This is a genomic window from Pseudomonas sp. TWR1-1-4, assembly GCF_049897165.1.
GTDB lineage: Bacteria > Pseudomonadota > Gammaproteobacteria > Pseudomonadales > Pseudomonadaceae > Aquipseudomonas > Aquipseudomonas canadensis.
Genome location: NZ_JAFCVS010000006.1, coordinates 433,445 through 456,947 on the forward strand (window position 1 = coordinate 433,445; position 23,503 = coordinate 456,947).

18 protein-coding genes are annotated in these 23,503 nt (G+C 55.2%); 8 read left to right on the forward strand and 10 right to left on the reverse strand.

Annotated features, from left to right (window positions below; translation table 11 throughout):
• Nucleotides 1-510 precede the first annotated feature (510 nt).
• Nucleotides 511-1,491 carry an integrase domain-containing protein gene (locus ACP7C6_RS21180; RefSeq protein ID WP_426109199.1) on the forward strand — a complete coding sequence of 327 codons (981 nt, stop codon included), beginning with the start codon at nucleotides 511-513 and terminating at the stop codon, nucleotides 1,489-1,491.
• A complete protein-coding gene (locus ACP7C6_RS21185; protein WP_150579524.1) occupies nucleotides 1,488-1,763 on the forward strand; it encodes a hypothetical protein in 276 nt (91 codons plus the stop codon). The genes ACP7C6_RS21180 and ACP7C6_RS21185 overlap by 4 nt, the downstream gene beginning before the upstream one ends.
• Nucleotides 1,764-2,040: 277 nt before the next feature.
• On the opposite strand, the gene ACP7C6_RS21190 is transcribed toward ACP7C6_RS21185, so the two are convergent.
• From ACP7C6_RS21190 to ACP7C6_RS21205, 4 genes are all read right to left on the reverse strand, one after another.
• Nucleotides 2,041-5,826, reverse strand: a complete 3,786-nt coding sequence (locus tag ACP7C6_RS21190; RefSeq protein WP_426109200.1) for a hypothetical protein — start codon at nucleotides 5,824-5,826, stop codon at nucleotides 2,041-2,043.
• Between the two features lie 669 nt (nucleotides 5,827-6,495).
• Nucleotides 6,496-6,708, reverse strand: a complete 213-nt coding sequence (locus ACP7C6_RS21195) for a KTSC domain-containing protein (RefSeq protein WP_120731278.1) — start codon at nucleotides 6,706-6,708, stop codon at nucleotides 6,496-6,498.
• A 15-nt stretch (nucleotides 6,709-6,723) separates the two neighbouring features.
• Nucleotides 6,724-8,484, reverse strand: coding sequence for an ATP-binding protein (locus ACP7C6_RS21200; RefSeq protein WP_426109201.1), 1,761 nt, complete (start codon nucleotides 8,482-8,484; stop codon nucleotides 6,724-6,726).
• Nucleotides 8,474-9,667, reverse strand: coding sequence for an SIR2 family protein (locus tag ACP7C6_RS21205; protein WP_120731273.1), 1,194 nt, complete (start codon nucleotides 9,665-9,667; stop codon nucleotides 8,474-8,476). Before ACP7C6_RS21205 ends, ACP7C6_RS21200 begins: the two co-directional genes overlap by 11 nt.
• A 525-nt stretch (nucleotides 9,668-10,192) precedes the next feature.
• On the opposite strand from ACP7C6_RS21205, the gene ACP7C6_RS21210 reads away from it, so the two are divergent.
• Nucleotides 10,193-10,327, forward strand: coding sequence for a helix-turn-helix domain-containing protein (locus ACP7C6_RS21210; protein ID WP_240037385.1), 135 nt, complete (start codon nucleotides 10,193-10,195; stop codon nucleotides 10,325-10,327).
• Nucleotides 10,328-10,342: 15 nt separating this feature from the next.
• Here the strand turns inward: ACP7C6_RS21210 and ACP7C6_RS21215 are convergent, their stop codons facing one another.
• The 3 genes from ACP7C6_RS21215 to ACP7C6_RS21225 form a co-directional block, all read right to left on the reverse strand.
• Nucleotides 10,343-11,044, reverse strand: a complete 702-nt coding sequence (locus ACP7C6_RS21215) for an SDR family NAD(P)-dependent oxidoreductase (RefSeq protein WP_028615332.1) — start codon at nucleotides 11,042-11,044, stop codon at nucleotides 10,343-10,345.
• A gap of 20 nt (nucleotides 11,045-11,064) precedes the next feature.
• Complete coding sequence (locus tag ACP7C6_RS21220) at nucleotides 11,065-11,268, reverse strand: tautomerase family protein (RefSeq protein ID WP_016979078.1); 204 nt, start codon at nucleotides 11,266-11,268, stop codon at nucleotides 11,065-11,067.
• Between the two features lie 204 nt (nucleotides 11,269-11,472).
• Entirely contained in the window at nucleotides 11,473-12,789 is a 1,317-nt protein-coding gene (locus ACP7C6_RS21225; RefSeq protein WP_010214034.1) for an OprD family porin, read from the reverse strand.
• Between the two features lie 412 nt (nucleotides 12,790-13,201).
• Here ACP7C6_RS21225 and ACP7C6_RS21230 point away from each other — a divergent pair, with 412 nt between their 5' ends.
• Nucleotides 13,202-15,289, forward strand: coding sequence for a TonB-dependent receptor (locus tag ACP7C6_RS21230; protein ID WP_426109202.1), 2,088 nt, complete (start codon nucleotides 13,202-13,204; stop codon nucleotides 15,287-15,289).
• 115 nt (nucleotides 15,290-15,404) lie between these two features.
• On the opposite strand, the gene ACP7C6_RS21235 is transcribed toward ACP7C6_RS21230, so the two are convergent.
• The 3 genes from ACP7C6_RS21235 to ACP7C6_RS21245 all read right to left on the reverse strand — a co-directional run bounded on the left by ACP7C6_RS21235 (nucleotide 15,405) and on the right by ACP7C6_RS21245 (nucleotide 19,981).
• The gene (locus tag ACP7C6_RS21235) at nucleotides 15,405-15,617 is read right to left on the reverse strand and encodes a hypothetical protein (RefSeq protein WP_028615330.1); all 213 of its coding nucleotides are present in this window, start codon (nucleotides 15,615-15,617) and stop codon (nucleotides 15,405-15,407) included.
• Between the two features lie 234 nt (nucleotides 15,618-15,851).
• Nucleotides 15,852-16,958: an agmatine deiminase gene (aguA, locus tag ACP7C6_RS21240; RefSeq protein WP_068933757.1), complete on the reverse strand. Its 1,107-nt coding sequence runs from the start codon at nucleotides 16,956-16,958 to the stop codon at nucleotides 15,852-15,854.
• A gap of 122 nt (nucleotides 16,959-17,080) precedes the next feature.
• Entirely contained in the window at nucleotides 17,081-19,981 is a 2,901-nt protein-coding gene (locus ACP7C6_RS21245; protein ID WP_426109203.1) for an aminotransferase, read from the reverse strand.
• Between the two features lie 151 nt (nucleotides 19,982-20,132).
• Here ACP7C6_RS21245 and rfbB point away from each other — a divergent pair, with 151 nt between their 5' ends.
• The 4 genes from rfbB to rfbD are packed head-to-tail and all read left to right on the forward strand — an operon-like array spanning nucleotide 20,133 to nucleotide 23,486.
• The gene (gene rfbB / locus ACP7C6_RS21250; RefSeq protein ID WP_028615327.1) at nucleotides 20,133-21,215 is read left to right on the forward strand and encodes a dTDP-glucose 4,6-dehydratase; all 1,083 of its coding nucleotides are present in this window, start codon (nucleotides 20,133-20,135) and stop codon (nucleotides 21,213-21,215) included.
• Nucleotides 21,212-22,087, forward strand: a complete 876-nt coding sequence (gene rfbA, locus ACP7C6_RS21255) for a glucose-1-phosphate thymidylyltransferase RfbA (RefSeq protein ID WP_016979071.1) — start codon at nucleotides 21,212-21,214, stop codon at nucleotides 22,085-22,087. Before rfbB ends, rfbA begins: the two co-directional genes overlap by 4 nt.
• Nucleotides 22,084-22,629 (forward strand): dTDP-4-dehydrorhamnose 3,5-epimerase, encoded by a 546-nt coding sequence (rfbC, locus tag ACP7C6_RS21260; protein WP_323988642.1) that lies wholly within the window; start codon nucleotides 22,084-22,086, stop codon nucleotides 22,627-22,629. Before rfbA ends, rfbC begins: the two co-directional genes overlap by 4 nt.
• Nucleotides 22,626-23,486 carry a dTDP-4-dehydrorhamnose reductase gene (rfbD, locus tag ACP7C6_RS21265; RefSeq protein WP_308908219.1) on the forward strand — a complete coding sequence of 287 codons (861 nt, stop codon included), beginning with the start codon at nucleotides 22,626-22,628 and terminating at the stop codon, nucleotides 23,484-23,486. The genes rfbC and rfbD overlap by 4 nt, the downstream gene beginning before the upstream one ends.
• The last annotated feature ends 17 nt before the right edge of the window (nucleotides 23,487-23,503 follow it).

Genomic DNA, 23,503 nt, shown 5'->3' on the forward strand with positions numbered 1-23,503 from the left:
CTCTGCAGCAACCTATCCGCTTGGCCATTTCACTGCGCCAACCTGCGCCCGTCTCTTTCTTCCGGAAAGAGACGGGCGCTCCTACCGCTGCTGCAGCCCAACTCGTACAAGGCTTTGCGGCATTCCCCTTCGTGACAATCGGCGTGACAAACACCGAAAAGTCACCAGCAACAGCGATGCAGATGATGGTGCCGCAGCCCACGGAATGGACTGCACCTGACTGACAGTCAGGCATGCCCCGGTCATTGCATAGCTGCCTTCACCCGACTCAGGATCTCGCGGCGTCGGTCTCGTCAGCCAGCGCAGCCTCCACCCGCCCACGTCTTCGGAAGTGTTCAGGAGGCCAGATCATGAGATGCCCAAGCTCTCGGTCGTAAAGAGCCGCCAGTCCCGCGTTAGTGGACAACCCTCACAGGTCGCAGGGGCCTTGATCCCTGATAACACTCAACATCCTTGGCGGGATGACGTGGGGAAAGTTTCAAAGGTTTTGGGTTCGAGAGGAGTTTGATCATGGCATTGGTAGGTAGACGAAACGGGCGAAATTTTGGCTATGGCCGGCAATTGAGTTATGCCGGGCCACAGGCGTTGCGGGACATGTTTTGCGGCGGGCATTACGGCACGGTCAAGGCGCATAGTGATCGGTGGCGGGCATTCGTGCGGTGGTGTCACTCAGAGGATGGGCCAGGGCTCAACGATGCGCGTCAAATAGATCAGAAAACGCTGCTCGACTACGCCGGACATCTGCGCCAGCAAGTTGAACAAGGTGAGCTCGCCATCGCCACCGCGCAAAACCGCTTGTCCAGCGTGAATCGGACCATGGCCGCACTTCGCGGCGATCAATACGCGAACGTCCCGAGTCCGAGCGAGGCGTTGGGCATGCAGCGCATTAGTGTTCGCAGCTCGGTGCCGCAATGCCAAGACCTCGAACACGTGAAGCGGGTCGTAGAAGCGCTCTGTGGACATCAGCAGTCGCGCGCAGCCGCTATCACATTGTTGGCCCGAGCCACCGGTATGCGCTTACGCGAGACGATCTTGGCCGACCTTCCCCGTCTAAAACGTGAAGCCAAGCAATTCGGCAAGATCAACATCCAGGACGGTACCAAAGGTGGCCGTTCAGGCGCGTCAGCACCTCGTTGGATTACGGTAGATGATCATATTCGTGACGCATTGAGGTTTGCCGAAAAGGTCTCACCCGACGGTAGCCGCAACCTGCTTGCACCGAACGAACGCTACCTCGATTTTTTGCAGGGAATCGTCCGACCCGCACGGGACATCATCCATAAGCACAACCTCAAAGGCTTTCACGAGTTGCGGGCAGCCTATGCGTGCGAACGATATGAGCAAATCACCCAGCATCCTGCGCCCATCAACGGTGGCCGTTGCTACCAGCTCGACCGACACCTCGATCAGGAGGCCCGGGGGCAAATCAGCTATGAGCTGGGGCACGGTCGTATCGACGTAGTTTCGGCTTACATCGGGGGCCGAGCATGAGTAAGGCATTCGATATGGAGCTGTTCCTGGCGAGCGTCCTGACTGGATCTCATACCACACGCCAACGCCACCTGCGTCAGGCGAAGGCTATCCAAACAGCAATAGCTGATCGCTGGCAACGCGACAATCCATGGACCTGGCAGCAAAAGCATCTCGTCTGGTTTCTAACTCACCGCATGAACCCGCACGCTGAATCGACGCGCTATTACTATGTACTAACCATACGCTTGATCACTCTTCGCTTAGGAGAATCCTGGTATTTCAACCGTTAAGCGTAGGTCCGCGACCGGCAGAAATCGACCTGGCCAGCGTCGCAAACCTGCGCAAGGCTTTGCGCTATGCTGCGCGCCGCCAGCAACCTTTGCTCATTATGGACGGCCACCGCCTGATGACCACCTAACTTGCGCAACATCCTGAATCCAAGAAACACACTTTGGCCCAACAGGGACCAAGCGCCCCTAAAAAACAAAGCGCCACCGCCTGAACATCACCCAATAAACAGAGTGACTATCTGTATTTACTCTCGCTCTTCCACCTGATCAATCTGCATCAATGAACCTCCAACAATGCTTCGACGCTCCCGACAAAAGTGTGTGTCAATGCATCGATTCTGGCGTACTGCATAGGAACGATGCCGCTGACCACGAGGCACGATACTAACCTCGGAGACGGCAGGTTGGTGAAACGTCGCACCGACTCCAGGTTAGCCTCCAAAAATTCGAAGCGGTCTAGATGGCGGCGCAACTTGTCAGGAATTCCATCGACGACACTTCCCTGGTATTCCGACAGAAGAGCGGCAACTTCCGAGTAATTGCGGGCGAATGACAGGTCCTTACATTCAATAACAAGCACGACACCATCATTGGGCCGCCAGGCGAGGACATCGATGTCACCAAAATCGCGCTCTAGCTTGCGTTGCAGAAGCTCAGGCAGCACTACACCCTCTCGAGCCACCCAGCCGGCCTCGATGAGGGTTTGTGTGACTTTTCGATTAAACGTGTGCCCCTCACTAGCCTTGCCCCACCAGATGTTCCTCATCTCATTGCTCTGGAAAAATGACTGGTCAAGCTCACCACGAAAGGCACCATCAACGACGTAAGCGAAGCCCCTCCTGAGCAGGTCGGGAGCAATTAGCAAAAGTGGATCGTCGCTAGTATCCACTTGAAGAATCGGACGTGAGACCAGAGATAGGCGCCGTCCGAAGCGCCATGGATAGATGTCCTTACCAGCAAATTTTTTGGGCGGCTTGTCCCAACGAGGCCGGGACACCAGACTGAACTGCTCTAGAAACCTACGTACCTGTCCCTCGCCAACATGCTCCTCGGCGAGGGCGTAATATGCACTTCGACGGATTTTCAGGACCGGGACATTTTCCCGTATTGCCATATCTTCAAGTGCGCCGATGATAGTACGCGCCTCATCGCAGTCGAAGCCCATCTCCACTGTCCATGCGCTCCAGAACTCCTCACTTAATCGCCCACGAGTAGACTGGATAATCTCCGGCGGCAAGTAATGCTTACGCTGTTGAGGAGCACTTTCGACATAGTTGTCCCCGATCGCTTGGGCAAGCATCGGCTCGACAACATTGTTGCCAAAATCATCCTTGAATAAGATGTCGCCAAGCGGCGAGATCACCAACTGTGGCGTCAGCGCGTTGTAGTGGATAGCATCCGACAACCCCCCTAACCGCATCAACAATGATACGCGAGCCAATAAGGTACTCAGCTCCAGATCAGCCGGTAGGATGCCACCTTCGAGTGGGCAGGCGCACAACGCAATTTCTGCAAGAACACGACTTGAGATATTCGTTCCGGCGAATCTAGACATCTCTCTTACAACAGTCTGGATCGCATCAGGAGCCGTACCGTGCAGTCCTATTACCGCCGCCGACGTACGCTTCCAATGACGCTCCTTTGATCCTGCTTTCTCGCAGTTGAGCAGGAGCCTATGAAGAGTCTCGACTCGATTAAAGCGGCCTAGACCTGCCACGATGTCGCCAACGAGCACCATAACAAGTCCATTGAGGTAGGCGTTGCAAGCGTGCTTACCCTTAATGGTATCTGAGTCATCATTTCGTTCGACCCGCCAGCCTAGGCCGAGCCGCACTGTTGCGATGTCGAGGACGTCGATTTCGATCAACTCCTCAGGTAGCTGATCCTGAACGTAGTCCAAAAATCTATGTGCATGGTGCACATGAAAGCTCCGGGCCTCATCGTTTTCAACAATGGCGGACTCTAGCTCACGAGCGACGGAGTCGGCCTGCGGCTCACCTACTAACTCCAAATAGGCCCGCGTCAACGTACGCACAACCGCTCGTTCGGCGACGTTGGTGGGAATCCTGAATCCACTCATGAACCCTTTAGCGAACACCACCATGCGCGCCTGCGGCTCTTCGGTCGACCTTGTAGAACACAGTGTCAGAAGGTCATCTACAACCTGTGTTTCCAAAGATGTTTGATCATCTTCAAAGACAACTTTGACTTTTAATACTTGCGATAATTGTTCTGACAACCGCACATCGAGTGCGGCCCCGATACGGGGCAGCCAGGCGCATACCATATCCCACAGCCGATACGGAATATCCCGAACTCCCATTTCGGGCGTATCTAACTCTACCCACAAATGCAGGCGGCCTTCATAGAGCGCGATCAGTAGGCCTTTCCCCGCGCAGTCCAAGCAGCTGTAAAGTCGCCGCTCGGCCGTACTCTGAAATAGCGGGTTTGGATTGATATGGCACACGTCGTGCCACGTTCCGAAGGTATCACGCACACTATGATGGTCGTAGGCGAGGTCCGCCTCTGCTCGGACATCGCGCAAGAGGTTTAGTGGTGGGTTGAGGAGCACCGGACGCTCGGGGGAAATGCGGCCTGGCGGAAGCTCATCGTGCGGCACCAAATGACCGTGGTTCCGCCGCATCCATCCAAGAAGGTTGAGTACTCCATTGAGATTAACCAATTCGACGCCTGCACGCTTGATGGCGCTGAGCCCCTCCTCTAAGCGCCAGAAATGAGCCGGTGTCATATCGCTCATGGCGCTCAAGCGCACCAAGTCAGCCGCGGATATAGATTCAAAGGCCCACTTCCCATTTTCCGGTGGAACAATAGCCGCCGAGTAGCCTTTGCCCCAGCCGCATCCAACGACCACGTGCAGACCTCTACGGAAGTTTTCCTTGGCTCCGAAATGCTGTTCGGCGCCTCGCATCGATTGATGTAGGACCTCAACGAGTTCCACATCCAGTGCACCATCGTGCTTTAAGCCACCTGCGTCATGCCCTCGTACAGAAGGAAAGAACAGATGGAACGCCAGGATGTGTCCGAGATCAACTTCGTGAACGAACGTTGCCCATCGATGGGTACCTATGGAACGCCATGAGGCCGGTGCGCGTAAGGGGCCACCAAACAACGGGGTGTTGCCTAACAGCAACGCGAACTCATCGGCAATTACTTTATCGAAGACATCGACATGTCCAGAATCTTGGAGGAATTCGATCACAAAACTGCGTAGTGCGGTCGATAGTGCCGTAGGTAGAGCGACAACCAACATGTCGCGTTGAACTAGCAACGGCATTCGATCGAGTACACTTAACCCCACTTCTTGCGACAGCAAACTGGAACGCATCTTCGGTGACAGAAAAAATGGCTCAAGGTCATCAAGTGCTACGCCATGCTCCGTCAGTTGAGTAAACGGAATCGTGACCCGCGACATCAAGGAGGTACGTGACCCAATACCATTGGGCGATAGAGACGCGTGCCGAACGTCTGATCCCAACTGGTAGCGACTCAGTCTGCCTGCTGAGCATACGAGATCAGATATGACCAGAAGCGATCGCACTGCCCGCTTCAACCGACTGAAAGATCCCCGATCTGGCATCGTGGCCACCACGTTGATCACGCGTTGCGTATAGAATCCGGCCGACTCCCATACACCCTCCAGCAGCCGGTAATCGCCGAGATCTGTCTGCACCAAAGAGACAAATACGTCTTCCGCAGGGTCTTCACCCAAGACACAGCGCGTTTTCCCCAACTCGGCAAACCATCGCTGCAAATCGGTAATGCTCGGTGTCTTGCGCCCATTGCAATGAATCAGCGCCAAAGCAACCAAAAGCTCAAGGCGGATGCAGTTAGATTGGTATTCCGGGATAGTCAACAACCCCGATATCATCGGCACAGCAGACGCGGGGTCGAACCGAGCCAGATCGCGGCAAAGCACCGCAGCTTCCTTGGAAGCTTCTTGAAGGTTTATACGCAGCTGGGCCCAGCGTTGTTGCTCTCCCATAAGCGCATGAAACACCTGGAAATCAAACGCATCATTCATTTCCGAATCAATGCGATCCAAAGCACGCACCTCCCGGCAGGGTGAATGATGTCAGCGACAAGTCGCGTGCTCCAAAGGCATCGTTTTTCATACAAGTCCCTTTGTGATTAGTGATGTACTGACGTCGAATGTACACCGGCGCGACATCGATCAGCCATCATTTGAATTCCACTGGGAGCCGAGAAGCCAGAAAGGTCTGAGGTGCTTTTACTGACCAATGCTTACGGCCTCAAAAAGGAACTTTGAATCTTGACGTAGGACCAGCTAATGAGCGTCCCTGTTATCCAATAGATCACCTCTTTTTCTCGATTCTCGATTCTCGATAATTTTTAAGGGGGATGTTGAGTGGCATCCCATGTTTGTAGTTGTAGATTTCAATTTTCATTAGAGAAACAGGTGTGCTTATTAGGAAGTTTTTTGGTTTGGCATTACTGCTGATGGCAGCAAAAGCACCTCGTCTGGTTTCTCAAACAACATGTGAACCGACACGCTGCGTCAATGCGTTATTACTAACTATTAACTGTACGTTTGCTCGCTTTCCGAATAGACAAACCCTGGCAGTTCAGCGTGAACTTAGCATCTATAACTAATCGTGATGAGATGTCCGTAAATAACAGCGAAAAGCTGCCAATTACAGCTGGCAGCTCTCGGTAAAATTTATGCCTAGCAGATGTTTATAGAAATGCCAAATCATCCAACTTGAGCTTCTCGATAATGCCCTTTTATAGAGCTGTGAAAAAATTTTCCATGTGACTCTGCCGCATCAAACTCGTACCAACTTGAAAGCGGAAAGTCATAATAGTTCCAAATCACACCGCTATTGAATTCAATCTCTAAAGTAGAGATCGAATCCTCGTAGCCAATACTTCTAATCATGCTGGATGATACGCTTCTACGTTCCATGTGAATCTCCATTGTTTAAAGTTTTTGCTCACGTATTTTTGTCACTACCGCCTTGTAGTTTTCTCCATCAGGAGGAAATTCTTGAGTCCAGCATTCAATCAGTTTGGGGTCTTCACTAGTCGGACGCGGGTAATTTAGCTTTAGTCGAACTCTGGATGGGATTTTTATAGCTTCTCCAGATATCACAGCCTCGCCAACGCGCAATGATGCCAGGAGATCCATTAAACTATTAAGATTATCAGGGGCCGCAGATTTCACTATGGACTGATCACTTGAGTTGGTGAGCCTAAGAGCTATCAAAGTTCCGATTTGAGAAAGAATTGTTTCAGATAACTCAGATGGCCGCTGTGAAATCACAAGAGCCCCTACACCAAACTTCCTCCCTTCTTTGAAAACTTTTTCAACGGCCGCTTTGGAATAACTACTTTTGTCATTTTTTCCTAAATACGTATGGGCCTCTTCAAACGCTAATAGAAGAGGTCTTTGCTTACCCGTATATGGCTCTCGACGCCCCCAAAACATGCTGTCGTAAACAAATCTTGTGATCAACCCAATCGTTATATCTAAAACTTCAAACGGTACACCGCTGAGATCCAAAATTGTTAAGCGCTGCGGGCAGCCTATCCAATCTGCTAGTAAGTCATGCAAGTCTTTCGGTGAGTCAGCAGTCTTATAATCCCCGGGATCAAACAAAAAATCGTATCGGGAGTCTTTCAGCCGAGAAAGTAGTTTCTTCTCATATGAATAGTACTCCATATGTTTCGACTTATAAGGCGCCGCATTATTCATTGCATACGCTTCGAATGATGCCGGAATCAATTGTTCCGCATCACCAGGTGCAAGTTGTTGAGCAGTATTTTTCAACTGTTCATCTTTTACACTCGTCGAAAAAGAAGCATTTATACTCCAATTCATTTCGTACCATAGACGTCGGGCACTGAAGGGAATGGGGGAGTCCGCAGTTATAAGATCACGATTGACTACACCTGCTTTTAAATTAACATTCTCCCGTTTTAACTCAGTTACGAGATCGCGAAGCAAACGATATTCAATTTTTTGCTCATCACGATAATCCGCCCCCACCAAAAAATAAGCGAGTTCTTCAAATGTCATGAGCCAAAACGGGATAACCAATGGCTCAACGACTTCATTAATTCTAAGTACTTTGGAGTTAGGAAAAGCTGAAGCGTACTCTCCATGCGGATCTACCAACATGACCCTTGAGCCAACATAGCCATCCAAAATAGATTTTAGAATACTTACAGTTGCGTTTGATTTCCCGCTTCCTGTGGACCCCAAAATGCCGCAATGCCGTAGAACCAAATTATGCGCATCTACGTAGACACCTAAGTTGTCGGACGAGGAGTGTTTTCCTATTTCAATGGAGCCAGCATCTTTTTCTCCGTAAATCTCAAACAAATCTTGCTCAATCACTAGATGTACTTCATCCCCTATTGTCGGGTAGGTACCAACCCCTTTCTCAAATTCTCCGTCGCCAATTTTTTCGCCGATAAGTTGAACAGCAAGAAATTTCGAGCTATTACGATTTTCGCCGTCACCATCGTCTGCAAATGGTCTATCACTTACTGCTGCAACGATAGCGTAAATAGTGATATTCCCCATCGGCATTTTTATGAACGTACCAATCTGCCCGATTTTATACAAACGTCCGTTTATTATTGGAGCAGCCGAGGGAATTTCGGATGACACCTCTACTTCTACAGTGCTTGAGTCAACACGAATGACCTTACCCAAAAATGTCGAATCAGTTTTCATCTATAGACACCTCAATTTCGCTACGGCGTCCTGAGTTGCCTACCAGAAACTCCACCAAGTGATTGAAATCACCTAGCAATAACTTCTTATTACCTTCGTGCCAAAAACTATCGCTACTCTCTTTGTTTTTGAGCTCTGCCTTATCGAAATGCCATACCCCTAACGTTCCATTAATGATTGCGGTGGTCGGACCAAACACCGATAGATTTAAATACCCCGCTGAAAGAGCGTGTAGCTTTTCAACTTCGCTATCAGCATAAAAAAACACCACCACACTAAGCCGATTATTTTGGCGCAAACAATTGAAAATAATCTCATTAATATGCTGATCTAAAAATGAGTACCCGCTAAAAACAAAAAGAAGCTCACCACTCAACAGATAATTTTTAAGCCGATCAAAATAAACCAGAAAGGGCTGTCTACGAGATGAATCATATTTTTCTTTTGAAGGATAAATAACTATCTCATTTTTTTCTTCTTCTATTTTTTCAACTTTTCCGAGACGCACAATTTTGTGTGACTTCAGATTTGCAGTTTTTTTCCAAAACCAACTAAGAGAACCATGAATTTTCCATAGACGGATCCAATTTTGAGTTAGATCGCTTCTTCGAACGAGTTTTTCAACACTTTCCTGCCAAAAAAATGGCTCATAAGAACCAACAAAACCATCGAAATATGGTGCTCTAATAGCTTCAAGCGATTTCTCTATAACCAAGTCGTAATTTGTAGTAAAGACCTCTTTTGAAAAGTCTCGACTTTGCATGTTCATCCATGCAAAAAATTTCTTTGTAATTGTGAGGTCCGCGCCCACCTCTTTTTCTGTAATTAGATTATAAATACTCTTACATATTTCCACGTCTAAATCGCGAGCATTTACGCCTGTAACTCCAAGAAAATCTCTATCGGCTCGCTCTTCAGTAATTTCACGTATACGTCTTATTTGATTAAGAATATCTTCAATACTGATTGTCTCCGCAGGTTTAGACAAATCAGCTTTTATAATATTAAAAAACTCTAACAGCTCGACGTTTAAAGATTTTTCGACCTGAACAGTTAATTGCGAGATATTTGGCAGTCCTAATGCACAGGAAGTACCTGCCCCCATAAAAAATCCGAGGTTTTTAGCGTATGACAGCTGGCTTTTAAGCTCGCGAATTTCTTTCAGTACATTTATTTCTTCCATTTCCCACTTCCTATGGTGATACCTCGACGCATCGCTATCCGGCAGTGCAGCTGTACTAGTGGCTTTATAGCACCATTTCTTATCGAACGAGGCTCATCTAGCGGAGAATGCCGAAACTCTGTTAGCGAAAAGTCGGAATAAAAGCGTGACAACCAAGCCAAAACCGTCAGCTTCGGGAGTATCTGAGGATACAAATGGAGGTAGAGATAGTTTCTCAACTAAAAATTTACCTTTAATTTCAATAACAAATGTTCTGGTTCGACTCCTGGTGCCGCACCATATCTCGAAGCCCCGCAATGCGGGGCTTTGTGGTTTCTGGGGTTTGGAAAATCACTCTTTCTGAAACCGCTACCCCCCCCTTCAGTCCAAGATTCGTCCAATTTCATTTTAGGGACGCCTCGACATCACGCACCTAAAAACCCGTGTGCTGTACGAGTCACCTTCACCGCCCCCTTACTCAGAAACAACCAAGCCCTGACAAACACGTGAAGGCTTGGGTGTTTCTGAGGTGTCCTAGCGAAAACCATGCTGTCCAGACAGGACGCTCGTATCGGCGAAATTGGCTTTGCGATTGGCTATGAGTCCGAGGCGGCGTTCAGCCGCGCCTACAAAGCCTTTTTTGGTCGCCCGCCACGGGAGGACAACGCCCGACCGGGGTAGGCCGGGACGTGTTCATCAATGACCCGCGCTTTGCCCACCGTCGACATGCAGAATCTCGCCGGTGACAAACCCAGCGCGCTCCAGATAGACGATCGCCTGGGCGATGTCACTCACCTCCCCCATATGCCCGACCGGATGCAATTGCCCGAGCGCCGCGTGGGTTTCTTCGCTGTGCATCGGCGTCTTGATGATCCCTGGGCTCACCGCGTTCACCCGGATGCCACGCTTGGCGTACTCAATCGCCAGGGACTTGGTCGCTGAGTTCAGCCCACCTTTGGTGAGGTTGGCGAGTACCGATGGCACGCCGTGGATTGCGTGGTCCGCCAGGCTGGTGGTGACGTTGACGATATGGCCAGCGTTGTTCTTTTCCATCTCGGCAATGGCGAGTTGGGTGATGTAGAAGAAGCCGTTGAGGTTCACCGCGAGCACATTGGCGTAGTCCTCCTGGGTGTAGGCCGTGAAGGGCTTGGCGATAAAAATACCGGCGTTGTTGATCAGGCTGTCGATGCGCCCGAAGGTGGCCAGGGTTTCGCGGATGACGCGCTGGGCGGTGGCCGGGTCAGCGATGTCGCCGGCGACGGTAAGGATGTCCGGGTCGGTGGACGGTTGGATCGAGCGCGAAGTGGCGACGACCCGGTAATCCAAAGCGCGGTAGGCCTGGACCACGGCGGCGCCGATACCTTGGGACGCGCCGGTGATGATGACGACTTTTTTCATGAGAGTTCTCCGGTAGGGATTCAGGCTTGGGATTTGCGGTATTCGGTGGTGGTGATTCCGGCGTAGCCCCAGTTATCGGTATCGACTTCTTCGATGACGATGTGGGTCAGGTCCGGGCGTTTGTGCAGGACGCGTTCGAGGGTTTCGGTGAACTCGGCGATGACCTGGGCTTTTTGCTCCGGGGTAACGCCGTCACGGGTGATGCGCAGGCTGACAAAGGGCATGGCAATGACTCCAGTGGCCGGCCATCGGGGTGATGGGCGGGCAGTGGGGTCAATTTAGGCTTGCGTCAGGAGGGGATAAAGACGGGGCCGGGTACTTCATTCGTACTGCGGTGTAACAAGACAGCGCTGGAATGCCAGGCATAAAAAAACCCCGAACCAGTCGGGGTTTTTTATCGCCCGGAATCAGGCGCTACGTCGGATCAATTAGAAAACGTTGATCGGGTAGTCGGCGAACAGACGGATTTCGTTACCGCCTACGTTGTACTGGTCAGCGTTGTTGGAGACACGCAGCCAGGAGGCGCGAGCACGCAGGCTCAAGTCTTTGGCTGGACCGCTCTGGACCACGTACTTGAACTGGTTCCAGATCTCACGCTCGGTGCCGTCGCCGCGGTTGGTACCGTCGTCGATGTTGGTACCGCGAACGTAGGCAACGTTGTAGGTCAGGCCTGGTACGCCGAAGGTGGCGAAGTCGATGCCGTAGCCAAGCTGCCACGAACGCTCGTCCTTGCCGTTGAAGTCGGACCAGTAGGAGTTGGCCAGCAAGATGGTGTTACCACCGTCGCCGATGCCGCCAGCGTTGCGGTATCCGCCGTAGAGGTAACCGGTGTCGCCGGTGCTGCGCTGGTGCGCGACGGTGAAGCTATGCGGGCCGACAGCCCACGTAGCGCCCAGGCTCCAGATCTTGTTGTCACGGGCGTCAGCGTCTTTCTGGTTTTCCAGGGCGAAGCTGCGGTCCAGCTTGGTTTTGTAGCCGTTGAAGTCAAAGGTCAGCGACTGCTTCTCTGGCAGGGCCAGCACGTAGTTGACGTTGACGTATTGCTTCTTCAGCACGTCCTGCATGTCGGAGGCGTACAGCGCGGCCGACAGGCTCTCGGTGAATTTGTAGCTACCACCGATGTAGTCGATGCTTTTCAGGCGACCGCTGTCGGTGCCTTCCATGCTCTTGCGGGCTTCTTTGGTGAAGTGACCTGCGTCCAGTTGCAGACCGGCGATCTCTTTGGAAACGATCGAGGTACCGGTGTAGGTTTCCGACAACAGACGGGAGTTGTCGTACTGCAGCACAGGCACGGCCGGGAACTGATCACCGTACTTGAGCACGGTGTTGGAAACGCGGAACTTCACGGCAGCGCCGCCCTTGGCCAGGTCGTGTGGTGCCGAGCCAGGGTTGTTCGAGCCATCAGGGTTGGTGGTGCCATTGCCCTGCTTGAAGAAGTCGATACCGCCAGCGCCGGCACGGCCTTTACCGCCGTCCAGACGAATAGCGTATTGGCCGATCACGTCCACACCCACACCGACGGTGCCTTGGGTGAAGCCGGACTCGAGCTTGCCGATGAAGCCCTGGCCCCACTCGGCTTTGTCTTGCTTGCCGTTCTTGTAGTCACGGCTGATGTAGGCGTTACGTGCGGCGATGTTCAGGTGGCTGTCTTCGATAAAACCCTTGGACTGGTCCTGGTCGTTTGCCATTGCTGTCGATGCGCTCAAAATCCCCAGAGCGATCAGACTCATCCGTTGCTTCAACATTTTCTTGTATTCCTTATTCCTGGTTGAGTACGCGCTGTGACACCAGGCTCCGTGTCGCTTTTTCTGGTGTCGACTGATTCCGGAAAAAAAAAGGCCCGCGGACGACTTAACAGGCCGCGGGCCTTTTTTATTGGATGAGTCATGGCGGTTAGCCACAGGCGTTGGGCGCAATCCTAGTCGCGCCCGGAACTATGTGTCAATTTCGCGAATCGTCTGTATTTAGGCGAAATAATTCTAAGCAAGCGCCTACAGCAGTCCTGTAAGCGACAAAAAACCGCACTCAAAACGGCAAAAAACACATCTCGTAACACATTTCAAAGCCGATACGTTTGGTAATGGATAACGCGCGCAAATGCAAAGCATTACCATTAACGCGCAGTTTTCCTCCCTAACAATTCGGATACATTCCTCCATGCCTGCCCCTCGCCTAACGCCCATCACCCTTGGGCTTTCTGTTCTGCTGTCTGCCGGTTTTGCCTGTGCGGCCACGACCTTGCCCGAAACGTCGATCAGCGCCGAAGCTGACGAAGACGACCCGCGCATCAAGGAAACCAGCACCGCCACCCGCACCGCCACACCTGTGCGGTATGTGCCCCAGGCGATCGACTCCGTGAAAACCGAAAGCCTGCGCTCCTACGGCACCAATGACCTCGGCCAGGCATTGAGCGGCATCCCTAACGTCAGCAGCGGCGCCGACACGCGCTTCGACAGCTTGCGCATCCGCGGTTTCGACGCGAGCAATGACTTCTATCTGGATGGCATTCGCGACGACAGCCAATATGTGCGCGACTTGCACAACATCGAGCGCATTGAAGTGCTCAAGGGGCCGGCAGCCGTACTCTACGGGCGAGGCGGTCAGGGAGGGATCGTCAACCGCGTGAGCAAACTGCCTGTGGCCGGGCATAAATCGAGTATCGAGGCGCAGGGCGGCAGCAACGATCTGCGTAGCTTGTATGCCGACCTCAGCACCGACCCCACCGATAACATCAGCCTGCGCCTGAACATGGGCAACCAGGACAACAATAGCTTTCGCGACGGCGTCAGCGGCAATCGCCAGCTGTTCGCACCGTCCATGAGTTGGCAGCTCACGCCGGACCTTAACTGGCTGGTGCAATACGAATACAGCCGCTACAACCGCACGCCGGACCGTGGCATTCCGGGGGTTAACGGCCGACCAGCCGATGTGAGCCGCAGCACCACCTATTTTGATAACCGCGACTACATCGACGACAAATCCCAGTCGCTGCGCTCCAAGCTGGCCTATGAGCTCAACGACAACTGGCAACTGCGCCAGACACTCGGTGTGTTCAAGCTCGACAGTGATTTCGACAATACCTACCAAACCGCCTACGTGCCGGCGAACAACAGCGTCACACGCCAACGCTGGCAGCAAGACCTGAACACCCTCAACATCTTCAACAACGTCGAGCTGGAAGGTGGCTTCAGCACCTACGGCCTGGAGCACCGCCTGCTTACCGGCCTCGAACTGGGCAGCCAGCGCCGCGATCCCAAGCTGTACACCGCCACTGCCGTCAGTAGAGGCGGTCAGGCCGTGCCGAGCCTGGACCTCAACCAACCCAACCGTAACCTCAGCCACACCGGCCGTATGAGCGTGTCGAGTAACAACCACACCGAAGTCGAAAGCCGTGCCCTTTATGTGCAGGATCAACTGCGCCTGAATGATCAATGGCAAGTCCTGGCCGGCCTGCGTTACGACCGCTTTGAAGTCGACACCAAGAACAAGCTGCTCAACACCCAACAGGACGTCAAAAGCCACAGCACCAGCCCGCGCTTTGGCCTGGTCTGGACGCCGCTGGAACATCACTCGTTCTACGCATCGTGGAGCAAGACATTTTCGCCTGCGGGCGGTGGCTTGATCGGTATCACTCCCAACGCTGCCGGCAGCGTCAACGACCTGAGCCCGGAGCTGACCAAGCAGAAGGAAATCGGCGTCAAGAGCGACTGGCTCGACGACCGCCTGAGCACCACCCTGGCGGTGTACGAGCTGGAACTCTACAACCGCCGCACCAGCGACCCGCTGGACCGTACCATCACCCTGCTCAGCGGCTTGCAGCGCTCACGTGGCGTGGAGCTGACCGCCACCGGCAAGATCGTCGGCAATTGGTATGTGCGCGGCGGTGTCGGCCTGCAGGATGCCAAGGTCGAGAAGGACAACAACGGCTTCGAAGGCAAACGCGTCAGCGATGTGGCCAAGCGCAATGCCAGTGTGTTCATCACCTGGAAGCCAGAGATGGGCTGGTACGCAGAAACCGGCCTGACGCTGGTGGGCGACCGTTACGCCGACAGCCTCAACACCGTCGTATTGCCGGGTTATGGTCGTTGGGATGCGTTGGCCGGGTTTCGTCAGAAGGAATGGGACGTGAGGGCGGCGCTGAACAACATCGCGGATAAAACCTACTACGCGTCGGCGACCAGTGTGGCGCAGATTCAGCCAGGGGAACCGCGTAGTGTGGTGGTGACAGGTACCTACAGCTTCTAAAAGTCTTCCTGTAGGAGCGAGCTTGCTCGCGAAAAACCCGAGAGCGCCGCGATTAACCAGGATCGCTGCGTTATCGTTGGCGACCTTCGCGAGCAAGCTCGCTCCTACAAGTGCATCAGTTCATCAACTCGCACAACGCGTGCACTTCATCCTCACTGAACAACCCCGCCGGGTAACGTTCATTTATCACGCAGCGCAAGTCAGGCTGTTGCCTGATCTGTCGCGAGCCGTTTTCCTTCAACCAGAGCGCCAGCGCATGGATCGCGTCGCCGTTGACCCGCAAAGGGTGAAACGTGCGCGTGTACATCAGGTTGATATCGGCATTCATTTCAGCGCTCTCTCCTACTGCGTGAGCGGCTAACTTACTCAAGGTTTATGACAGAACTGCGCAGTCATCGCCTTGGGCCACTGTGACAACGGCGATACAAGAGCTATGCCAATGTCTCGTGCCCATAGGCGTTTGGACACAAAAAAGCCCGCGACCTGTCTGGGTCGCGGGCTTGTTGTGGAGGACTGAACCGATCAACGCCGGTTCATCCTCATAGCGCTGTTACAACTGCACTCAATTTTTGTGCGGGGCCGGCTGTTGTTGGGTCAGGCAGTGGATGTTGCCGCCGCCCAGTAACAGTTCGCGGCCCGGCACCATCACCACTTCATGCTGCGGGAACAGCTCCTGCAGGATGGATTTGGCCTGGCTGTCCAGCGGGTCGTCGAAGCTTGGCGCGATGATGCCACCGTTGACGATCAGGAAGTTGACGTAGGAACCCGCCAACCGCACGGTCGGATTACGTTCCTGGGTACCGTCAACCGGGTCAACGCCGGCGCATTCTTCTTCGGTCGCATACAGCGGGCCTGGGATCGGCATTTTATGCACTGTGAACGAGCGACCCTGGGCGTCGGTGCTGCTTTGCAGCACGTCCATGGCAGCGTGGCAGCGCGCATAGTTCGGGTCTTGTGGGTCGTCGGTCCAGGCCAGCAGCACTTCGCCTGGGCGCACGTAGCAGCAGAAGTTATCCACATGGCCGTCGGTTTCGTCGTTGAACAGGCCGTCCGGCAACCAGATGATCTTATCCACAGCCAGGTTGGCGCTCAGCACCGCTTCGATCTCGGCACGGTCGAGGTGCGGGTTGCGATTGCGGTTGAGCAGGCATTCCTCGGTGGTGATCAGGGTGCCTTCGCCGTCGACATGGATCGAGCCGCCTTCCAGCACAAAACCTTCGGTGCGATAGCGCGAGGCGCGTTCGATTTCGAGAATCTTGCCGCCGACCTGGGAGTCGCGATTCCATGGCGAATACAGACCGCCGTCAAAACCACCCCAGGCGTTGAAGTCCCAGTTCACGCCGCGCACTTCGCCGCTGTTGTTGATCACGAAGGTCGGGCCGGTATCGCGTACCCAGGCGTCATCGCTGGACATCTCCACCACGCGGATATTCGGCACATCCAGGCGCGCGCGCGCGTTTTCGTACTGGCCAGCGGAAACCGCCACGGTGACCGGCTCAAAACGCGCAATGGCCTTGGCCACCGCCACATGAGCAGCTTGCGCGGGTTTGCCACCCAGGCGCCAGTTATCCGGGCGCTCCGGCCAGATCATCCAGGTCTGGGTCTGTGGCGCCCATTCGGCAGGCATATGAAAGCCATCGGCGCGGGGGGTGCTGTGCAGGGTGGTCATGGCGATCAGGACTCCGAATGGGGGTGAAGGCCGACTTTATAATGGATAAAAATCGGCTTTAATAGCGACACAAGATAATAACGGGAAAATATTACAACAATTAACCGATAACAATCGGCAAATTACAAATGCTCATCGAGCACCTTCGACAGCATGTCGACGAAAAAATCCACGCTACGCCGGGACGTGACCATCGGCGGCTTGATCTTGAGGATGTTCAGATAGTCACCGGTGGGCTGCATGAAAATACCCAGCTCGCGCAGGCGATCACACAGCAAGGTAGTTTCTTCGGTGGCAGGCTCCAGAGTCTGGCGGTCGCGCACCAACTCCAGCCCGAGATAAAAACCCGAGCCATGAACAGCCCCCACTAACGGATGACGGTCAATCAGTTCCTCCAATCTTGCCTTGAAATGCCCGCCAACCACCTGGGCGTTTTCCCACAGTTTTTCCTCCTCCATCACGTCCAGCACGGCCATGCCAATGCGGCAACTGACCGGACTGCCTCCCGACGACGAGAAAAAGTAACCCTCGGCCTCCAGCGCTTCGGCGATTTCCCGGCGGGTAATCACCGCGCCAAGCGGCTGGCCATTGCCCATGCCCTTGGCCATGGTGATGATGTCGGGTACCACGCCCTGCTCTTCAAAGCCCCAGAAGAAATGCCCCATGCGGCCGTAACCCACCTGCACTTCATCGGCGATACACACGCCGCCCTGGGCACGAACGAGCCCATACACCTGCTGCAAATAGCCCGGCGGCAACGAGATCCCCCCGGCATTCCCATACACCGGCTCGCAGATGAAACCCGCCAGTTGGCGTTGGCTCGCGGCGATTTTCGCCAGGTTGTGTTCCACGCTTCGTACGTAGTCCGGCGCACTGTCCTGCCCACGGAACTCGCCGCGATAGGTATTGGGCGCGGTCACCGGGTGTACCCAGTCCGGGCGACTGCTTAATGCCTGAGGGTTGTCGGCAATCGACGTGGACACCGCATCCGCCGCCACCGACCAGCCGTGATAGGCCTCCAGCACGCTGAGCATTTCGCGCCCGCCGCTGAAGGCCCAGGCCAGGCGGATCGCCAAGTCATTGGCCTCGGTGCCGCTGTTGACCAGGAATACCCGGTCCATGCCTTCTGGCGCCAGCGACAGCAAACGTTCGGAAAATTCGGCAATCGCCGCGTAGTGGAAGCGCGAGTTGGTATTGAGCAGCGACCACTGCCGCGCGGCCACCGCCGCCATGCGCGGATGGCCATGGCCCAGCACAGCGACGTTATTGAGCATGTCCAGGTAGGAACGGCCCTGCATGTCTATCAAGTGGTTGCGCCAGCCACGCTCGATACGCGGCGGGTCGACGTAATAGTGCTTTTGCGAACGGGCGAAACTGGCGTCGCGGCGGGCCAGCAGGGCCTCGGGGTCCAACTCGGGTTCGGCGTCGCAGGCCAGGCCCAACAGCGCGGCCGGCGACGGACACAGCGACTGCCATGCCTGTGCCCGTGACGGCGTGCAAAACAACGGTGCGGGTATGTCAGCACGGCATAGCTGCACGGTGAGCGGGCCTTCGACCTCACCGATCACCTGGCCCTTGAGCACTGCGGCACCTGGCTGCAACTGTACTTTAACGCCCCATAGCCAAACGCTTGCCTCGCTGCTGTGCACCTGAAGCTCACCGTTGGCACCCCGTCGCACAACACCCGCAAACGGCGCTTCAACCGATGTACCCGACGGCACGTGCAGTTCGACATGCAACGGGAACGTCTCTGGCTCATTCGCGCTGTCGGGCTGGGTACGCGACAAACGGTATTGCCCATAACGACTCGCCGCCAGGCCATGCACCGCCGCCGCCTCCTGCAACAAGCGTTGATCAACGCCGGGTTGTTCCCAGTTACCGGCCTCAAAATGTGGGCTGAGCACGCCCAGGTCGATCAACGCAAACTCACGCCCAACCAACCCTGGCAGCAACGGCGCAAAGCCCTGGCTGGCGATGGGTGCGGGCGCCTGCCCGACGCACCCCAGAATGGCCGCCTCCATTAATTCAAACGGCACTGACGTCGCTACATGGAAGATTTCCCACTCATGTTCAGCGTTTTTCAGCAGGTAACTGTTATCCGGATCCAGGCGTTGCTGCTGCTCGCTGCTCAACACCAGCACCGCCGCACGGGCGACGATCAACGGCCACAGCGCCCGCAATTCTTCGTGCTGCAACGGCGTCACCGCGTGACACTCTTGAATCGCCGGCAAGATCGCAAAGGGATCGCCCTCGGCATGGTGCAGCAGCGCGGCGCAGGTCACCGACAGGTCGGCAATGCGCCAGGTATGCACCAGGTCGCCGAAGTCGATCACGCCCTGAACCTGCCAGTGCCGTTGCGCATCGCGCTGCCACACCACGTTGTCGTCGGTGATGTCCATATGCACCGCCTGCCACGGCAGGTGATCGGCCAGGGGGCGGATACGCTCCTCGACCTGCTCAGCCACTTGCTCCAGTGCCGCGCGATGCGGGAGGTTTACCAGCGTCGCCAGTAGATGCTTGATCAATGCCTGGGCATGGCGCGGGTCCCACTGCAGCGTGCGCGCAAGGCCCGGATGCTCAAACCGCGCCAGCGCCTGGCTCATCCGCCCACACAGGTCACCAAACCCTGCGATCACCCCACGGCCCAAGTGAGGCTGATGGGTCAACGGCTGGCCATCGATGTAATCCAGTACCCGCACGTGCAGGGCTTGGCCGTCGAGGGTCAGGGTCAACAACTCTTCCCCCGTCAAAGACTTGATGACCTTGGGTACGCGCACAGCCTGCAGGCTGTTGAGCGCTGCGTGCTGGGCGTGCAGCTCAACAGCGTCGTAGTCGCCCCGGCAGATTTTCAGAACAAACCGGCCGCGGGGGCTGTCGACTTTGTAGTTGAGGTCTTGCTGGCTGCCCAATGATTGCAAGGTGCCAGTGAGGTCGTAATGTTGCTTGAGCAGGTGAGCCGCCTGATCGGAGCCCACTTGCGGGCAGGGTAGGCTGGCGCGATGGACCAGAGTGGCGAGCGGCATTGTGACGACCTCGATTTTTTTAGGCGTCTATATCGCCATTGTTCTGGTGGATAACGCAACCCCTACGCATACCGCGCTTGCACCACCTCGCCACACAACTCAAGCTATGCTCCATTCGCTTAATGTCCGTATAAGGAAAAGGCCCTCCGACATGCGCATTCTCATCACCGGTGGTGCCGGTTTTATTGGCTCTGCCCTGATCCGACACCTGATTCAACACACTGAGCACGAAGTCCTCAACCTGGACAAACTCACCTATGCGGGCAATCTGGAGTCGCTGACCAGCATCGCGTCCAACAGCCGTTATGAGTTTGTCCAGGCCGATATCATCGATCAGGCCACTGTCAGCGCTGTACTGGAGCGCTTCGAGCCCCAGGCGATCATGCACCTGGCGGCAGAGTCCCATGTGGACCGCTCGATTGATGGCCCCTCGGACTTCATTCAAACCAATATCGTCGGCACCTACAGCCTGCTGGAAGCCGCTCGCGCCTACTGGCAGAAACTGGCCGAGCCCGCCAAAGGCAGCTTCCGTTTTCATCACATTTCCACTGACGAAGTGTACGGTGACCTGCACGGTGTGGATGACCTGTTCACCGAAACCACGCCCTATGCGCCCAGCTCGCCGTACTCTGCGAGCAAGGCCGCGTCCGACCACCTGGTACGCGCATGGCAACGCACCTATGGCTTGCCGGTGCTGCTTACGAACTGTTCGAACAATTATGGGCCGTTCCATTTTCCCGAGAAGCTGATCCCCCTGGTGATCCTCAACGCACTCGCGGGCAAGCCATTGCCGGTCTACGGTGATGGCTTACAAGTACGTGACTGGCTGTTCGTCGAGGACCATGCCCGCGCGCTGCTGAAAGTGGTAACCGAGGGTGTCGTCGGCGAAACCTATAATATCGGCGGCCACAATGAGCAAAAAAACATCGATGTCGTGCGTGGCATCTGCCAATTGCTGGAAGAGTTGGCACCCCAACGCCCCAGCGGCGTCGAAAAATTCGCCGACCTGATCACGTTCGTCAAAGACCGCCCAGGCCACGATCAGCGTTATGCGATCGACGCCAGCAAGATTGAACGTGAGCTAGGCTGGGTTCCTGAAGAAACCTTCGAAACCGGTTTGCGCAAAACCGTGCAGTGGTACCTCGATAACCTGGAATGGTGCCGTAGGGTCCAGGATGGCAGCTATCAGGGCGAACGTTTAGGCAACACCGACTTTAAGGATTTGATCGCATGATGAAGGGAATCGTATTGGCCGGCGGTTCCGGCACCCGTTTGCACCCCATTACCCTGGGTGTATCCAAACAACTGTTGCCGGTGTATGACAAGCCGATGATCTACTACCCGATCTCGGTGTTGATGCTAGCGGGTATCAAGGAAATCCTGGTGATTTCCACACCCGTGGACCTGCCGCAATACCGCAACCTGCTGGGCGATGGCAGCCAGTTTGGCGTGCGTTTCAGCTACGCCGAGCAGCCCACCCCGGATGGCCTGGCCCAGGCGTTCATCATCGGCGAGGAATTCATTGGCAATGACCCTGTGTGCCTGATCCTGGGCGACAATATCTTCCATGGTCAGCATTTCGGTGAACAACTGCTTGGAGCGGCCAAACGGCCTTCTGGCGCTACCGTTTTCGGTTACTGGGTCAAGGACCCTGAGCGCTTTGGCGTGATCGATTTCGACAGCGCGGGCCGTGCCCTCTCCATCGAAGAAAAGCCGGCGAAGCCAAAATCCAGCTACGCGGTGACCGGCCTGTATTTCTACGACAACGACGTGATCAAGATCGCCAAGGCGGTCAAGCCTTCGCCTCGTGGGGAGCTTGAGATTACCGACGTCAACAACGCCTACCTCAAGCGCGGTGACCTGCATGTAGAGCGTTTTGGCCGTGGGTTTGCCTGGCTCGACACAGGCACCCATGACAGCTTGCTGGAAGCCTCGCAGTACGTGCAGACCATCGAGCACCGCCAAGGCCTGAAAGTCGCCTGCCTCGAAGAAATCGCCTATGAAAACGGCTGGATCGACCGCGACCACCTGCTGGAACGTGCCAAGTACTTCGGCAAGACCGGTTATGGTCAATACCTGTACTCGCTGGCCGGAGAAAACCAGTGAACGTCATTGAAACCTCACTGCCCGGCGTGCTGATCATCGAACCCAAAGTGTTCGGTGATGAGCGTGGCTTCTTCTACGAAAGCTTCAACGCCCGGACTTTCGAAGAGGCAACGGGTCTCAAGCGTCACTTTGTGCAGGACAATCACTCGCGCTCGCAAAAAGGCGTGCTGCGCGGCCTGCATTACCAACTCGAACACACCCAGGGCAAACTGGTGCGTGTCACCGCCGGTGAAGTGTTGGACGTAGCCGTCGATATCCGCCGAAGCTCGCCGAATTTCGGCCAGTGGGTAGGTGTACGCTTATCGGCCCAGAACCACCGCCAACTCTGGGTGCCGGAAGGTTTCGCCCATGGATTCGTGGTACTGAGTGAACACGCCGAATTCCTGTACAAAACCACGGACTACTACCAGCCCAGTGCCGAACGCTGCATCCTGTGGAATGACCCGACACTGGCCATCGACTGGGAGCTGGGCGAGGCGCCACAGTTGTCCGCCAAGGACCAGGCGGGTAAACCCTTGCTGGAAGCCGACCTGTTCCCATGAAGATCTTGATCACCGGCCAACATGGCCAAGTCTCCCGCGAACTGCAACTGCGTCTCCAAGGCCTGGGCGAGCTTATCGTCCTGGGACGCGACCAGCTTGACCTGGCTGACGCAGACCAGATCCGCCAGCAAGTGCGAGCCCATCGCCCAGGCTTGATCATCAACGCAGCAGCCCACACTGCCGTCGATCTGGCCGAAAGCGAACCGGACGCTGCGTTTGCCATCAACGCCATCGCCCCGCGCATTCTCGCTGAGGAAGCCAAGGCGCTGGGCATCCCGCTGATCCACTATTCCACCGACTACGTGTTCGACGGCAGCAAACCTGCGCCTTATACCGAAACCGACACGCCCAACCCGCTGGGCGTCTACGGCCAAAGCAAATTGGCGGGCGAGCAGGCGATTACGGCCGTCGGTGGCAAACATCTCATTCTGCGCACCAGTTGGGTCTACTCCAACCACGGCAAGAACTTCCTGCTGACCATGCAGCGCCTGCTGCAAGAGAAACCGCAGATGCGCATCGTCGCCGACCAGATCGGCGCGCCAACCTGGGCCGGCAGCATTGCCAACAGCACGCGTGCGTTGATCGAGCGCTGGCAAGCAGGCGAACAGGGAGAATGGGGCATTTATCACCTGACCGCCGGAGGGGAGACCTCATGGTTCGGTTTTGCCCAGGCCATTGGCGAGCACCTGCGCGAACAGGGCAAAGCCTGCGCCGAACTGGAGCCCATCCCTTCCAGCGCTTATCCGACACCCGCCCAGCGTCCGCTGAACTCGCGCCTGGACTGCAGCAGACTGCTACAGCAATGGCACGTCAGCCAGCCACACTGGCAAGATGCATTGCGCGAGTGTCTTGCATAGCAGCACTAGGCATAATG

Excerpts from the sequence above, each read along its gene's own strand:
- ACP7C6_RS21180 (WP_426109199.1), top strand. The coding sequence starts at position 511 with ATGGCATTGGTAGGTAGACGAAACGGGCGAAATTTTGGCTATGGCCGG.
- ACP7C6_RS21185 (WP_150579524.1), top strand. The coding sequence starts at position 1,488 with ATGAGTAAGGCATTCGATATGGAGCTGTTCCTGGCGAGCGTCCTGACT.
- ACP7C6_RS21195 (WP_120731278.1), bottom strand. The coding sequence starts at position 6,708 with ATGGAACGTAGAAGCGTATCATCCAGCATGATTAGAAGTATTGGCTAC.
- ACP7C6_RS21200 (WP_426109201.1), bottom strand. The coding sequence starts at position 8,484 with ATGAAAACTGATTCGACATTTTTGGGTAAGGTCATTCGTGTTGACTCA.
- ACP7C6_RS21205 (WP_120731273.1), bottom strand. The coding sequence starts at position 9,667 with ATGGAAGAAATAAATGTACTGAAAGAAATTCGCGAGCTTAAAAGCCAG.
- ACP7C6_RS21210 (WP_240037385.1), top strand. The coding sequence starts at position 10,193 with ATGCTGTCCAGACAGGACGCTCGTATCGGCGAAATTGGCTTTGCGATT.
- ACP7C6_RS21215 (WP_028615332.1), bottom strand. The coding sequence starts at position 11,044 with ATGAAAAAAGTCGTCATCATCACCGGCGCGTCCCAAGGTATCGGCGCC.
- ACP7C6_RS21220 (WP_016979078.1), bottom strand. The coding sequence starts at position 11,268 with ATGCCCTTTGTCAGCCTGCGCATCACCCGTGACGGCGTTACCCCGGAG.
- ACP7C6_RS21225 (WP_010214034.1), bottom strand. The coding sequence starts at position 12,789 with ATGTTGAAGCAACGGATGAGTCTGATCGCTCTGGGGATTTTGAGCGCA.
- ACP7C6_RS21230 (WP_426109202.1), top strand. The coding sequence starts at position 13,202 with ATGCCTGCCCCTCGCCTAACGCCCATCACCCTTGGGCTTTCTGTTCTG.
- ACP7C6_RS21235 (WP_028615330.1), bottom strand. The coding sequence starts at position 15,617 with ATGAATGCCGATATCAACCTGATGTACACGCGCACGTTTCACCCTTTG.
- aguA (WP_068933757.1), bottom strand. The coding sequence starts at position 16,958 with ATGACCACCCTGCACAGCACCCCCCGCGCCGATGGCTTTCATATGCCT.
- ACP7C6_RS21245 (WP_426109203.1), bottom strand. The coding sequence starts at position 19,981 with ATGCCGCTCGCCACTCTGGTCCATCGCGCCAGCCTACCCTGCCCGCAA.
- rfbB (WP_028615327.1), top strand. The coding sequence starts at position 20,133 with ATGCGCATTCTCATCACCGGTGGTGCCGGTTTTATTGGCTCTGCCCTG.
- rfbA (WP_016979071.1), top strand. The coding sequence starts at position 21,212 with ATGATGAAGGGAATCGTATTGGCCGGCGGTTCCGGCACCCGTTTGCAC.
- rfbD (WP_308908219.1), top strand. The coding sequence starts at position 22,626 with ATGAAGATCTTGATCACCGGCCAACATGGCCAAGTCTCCCGCGAACTG.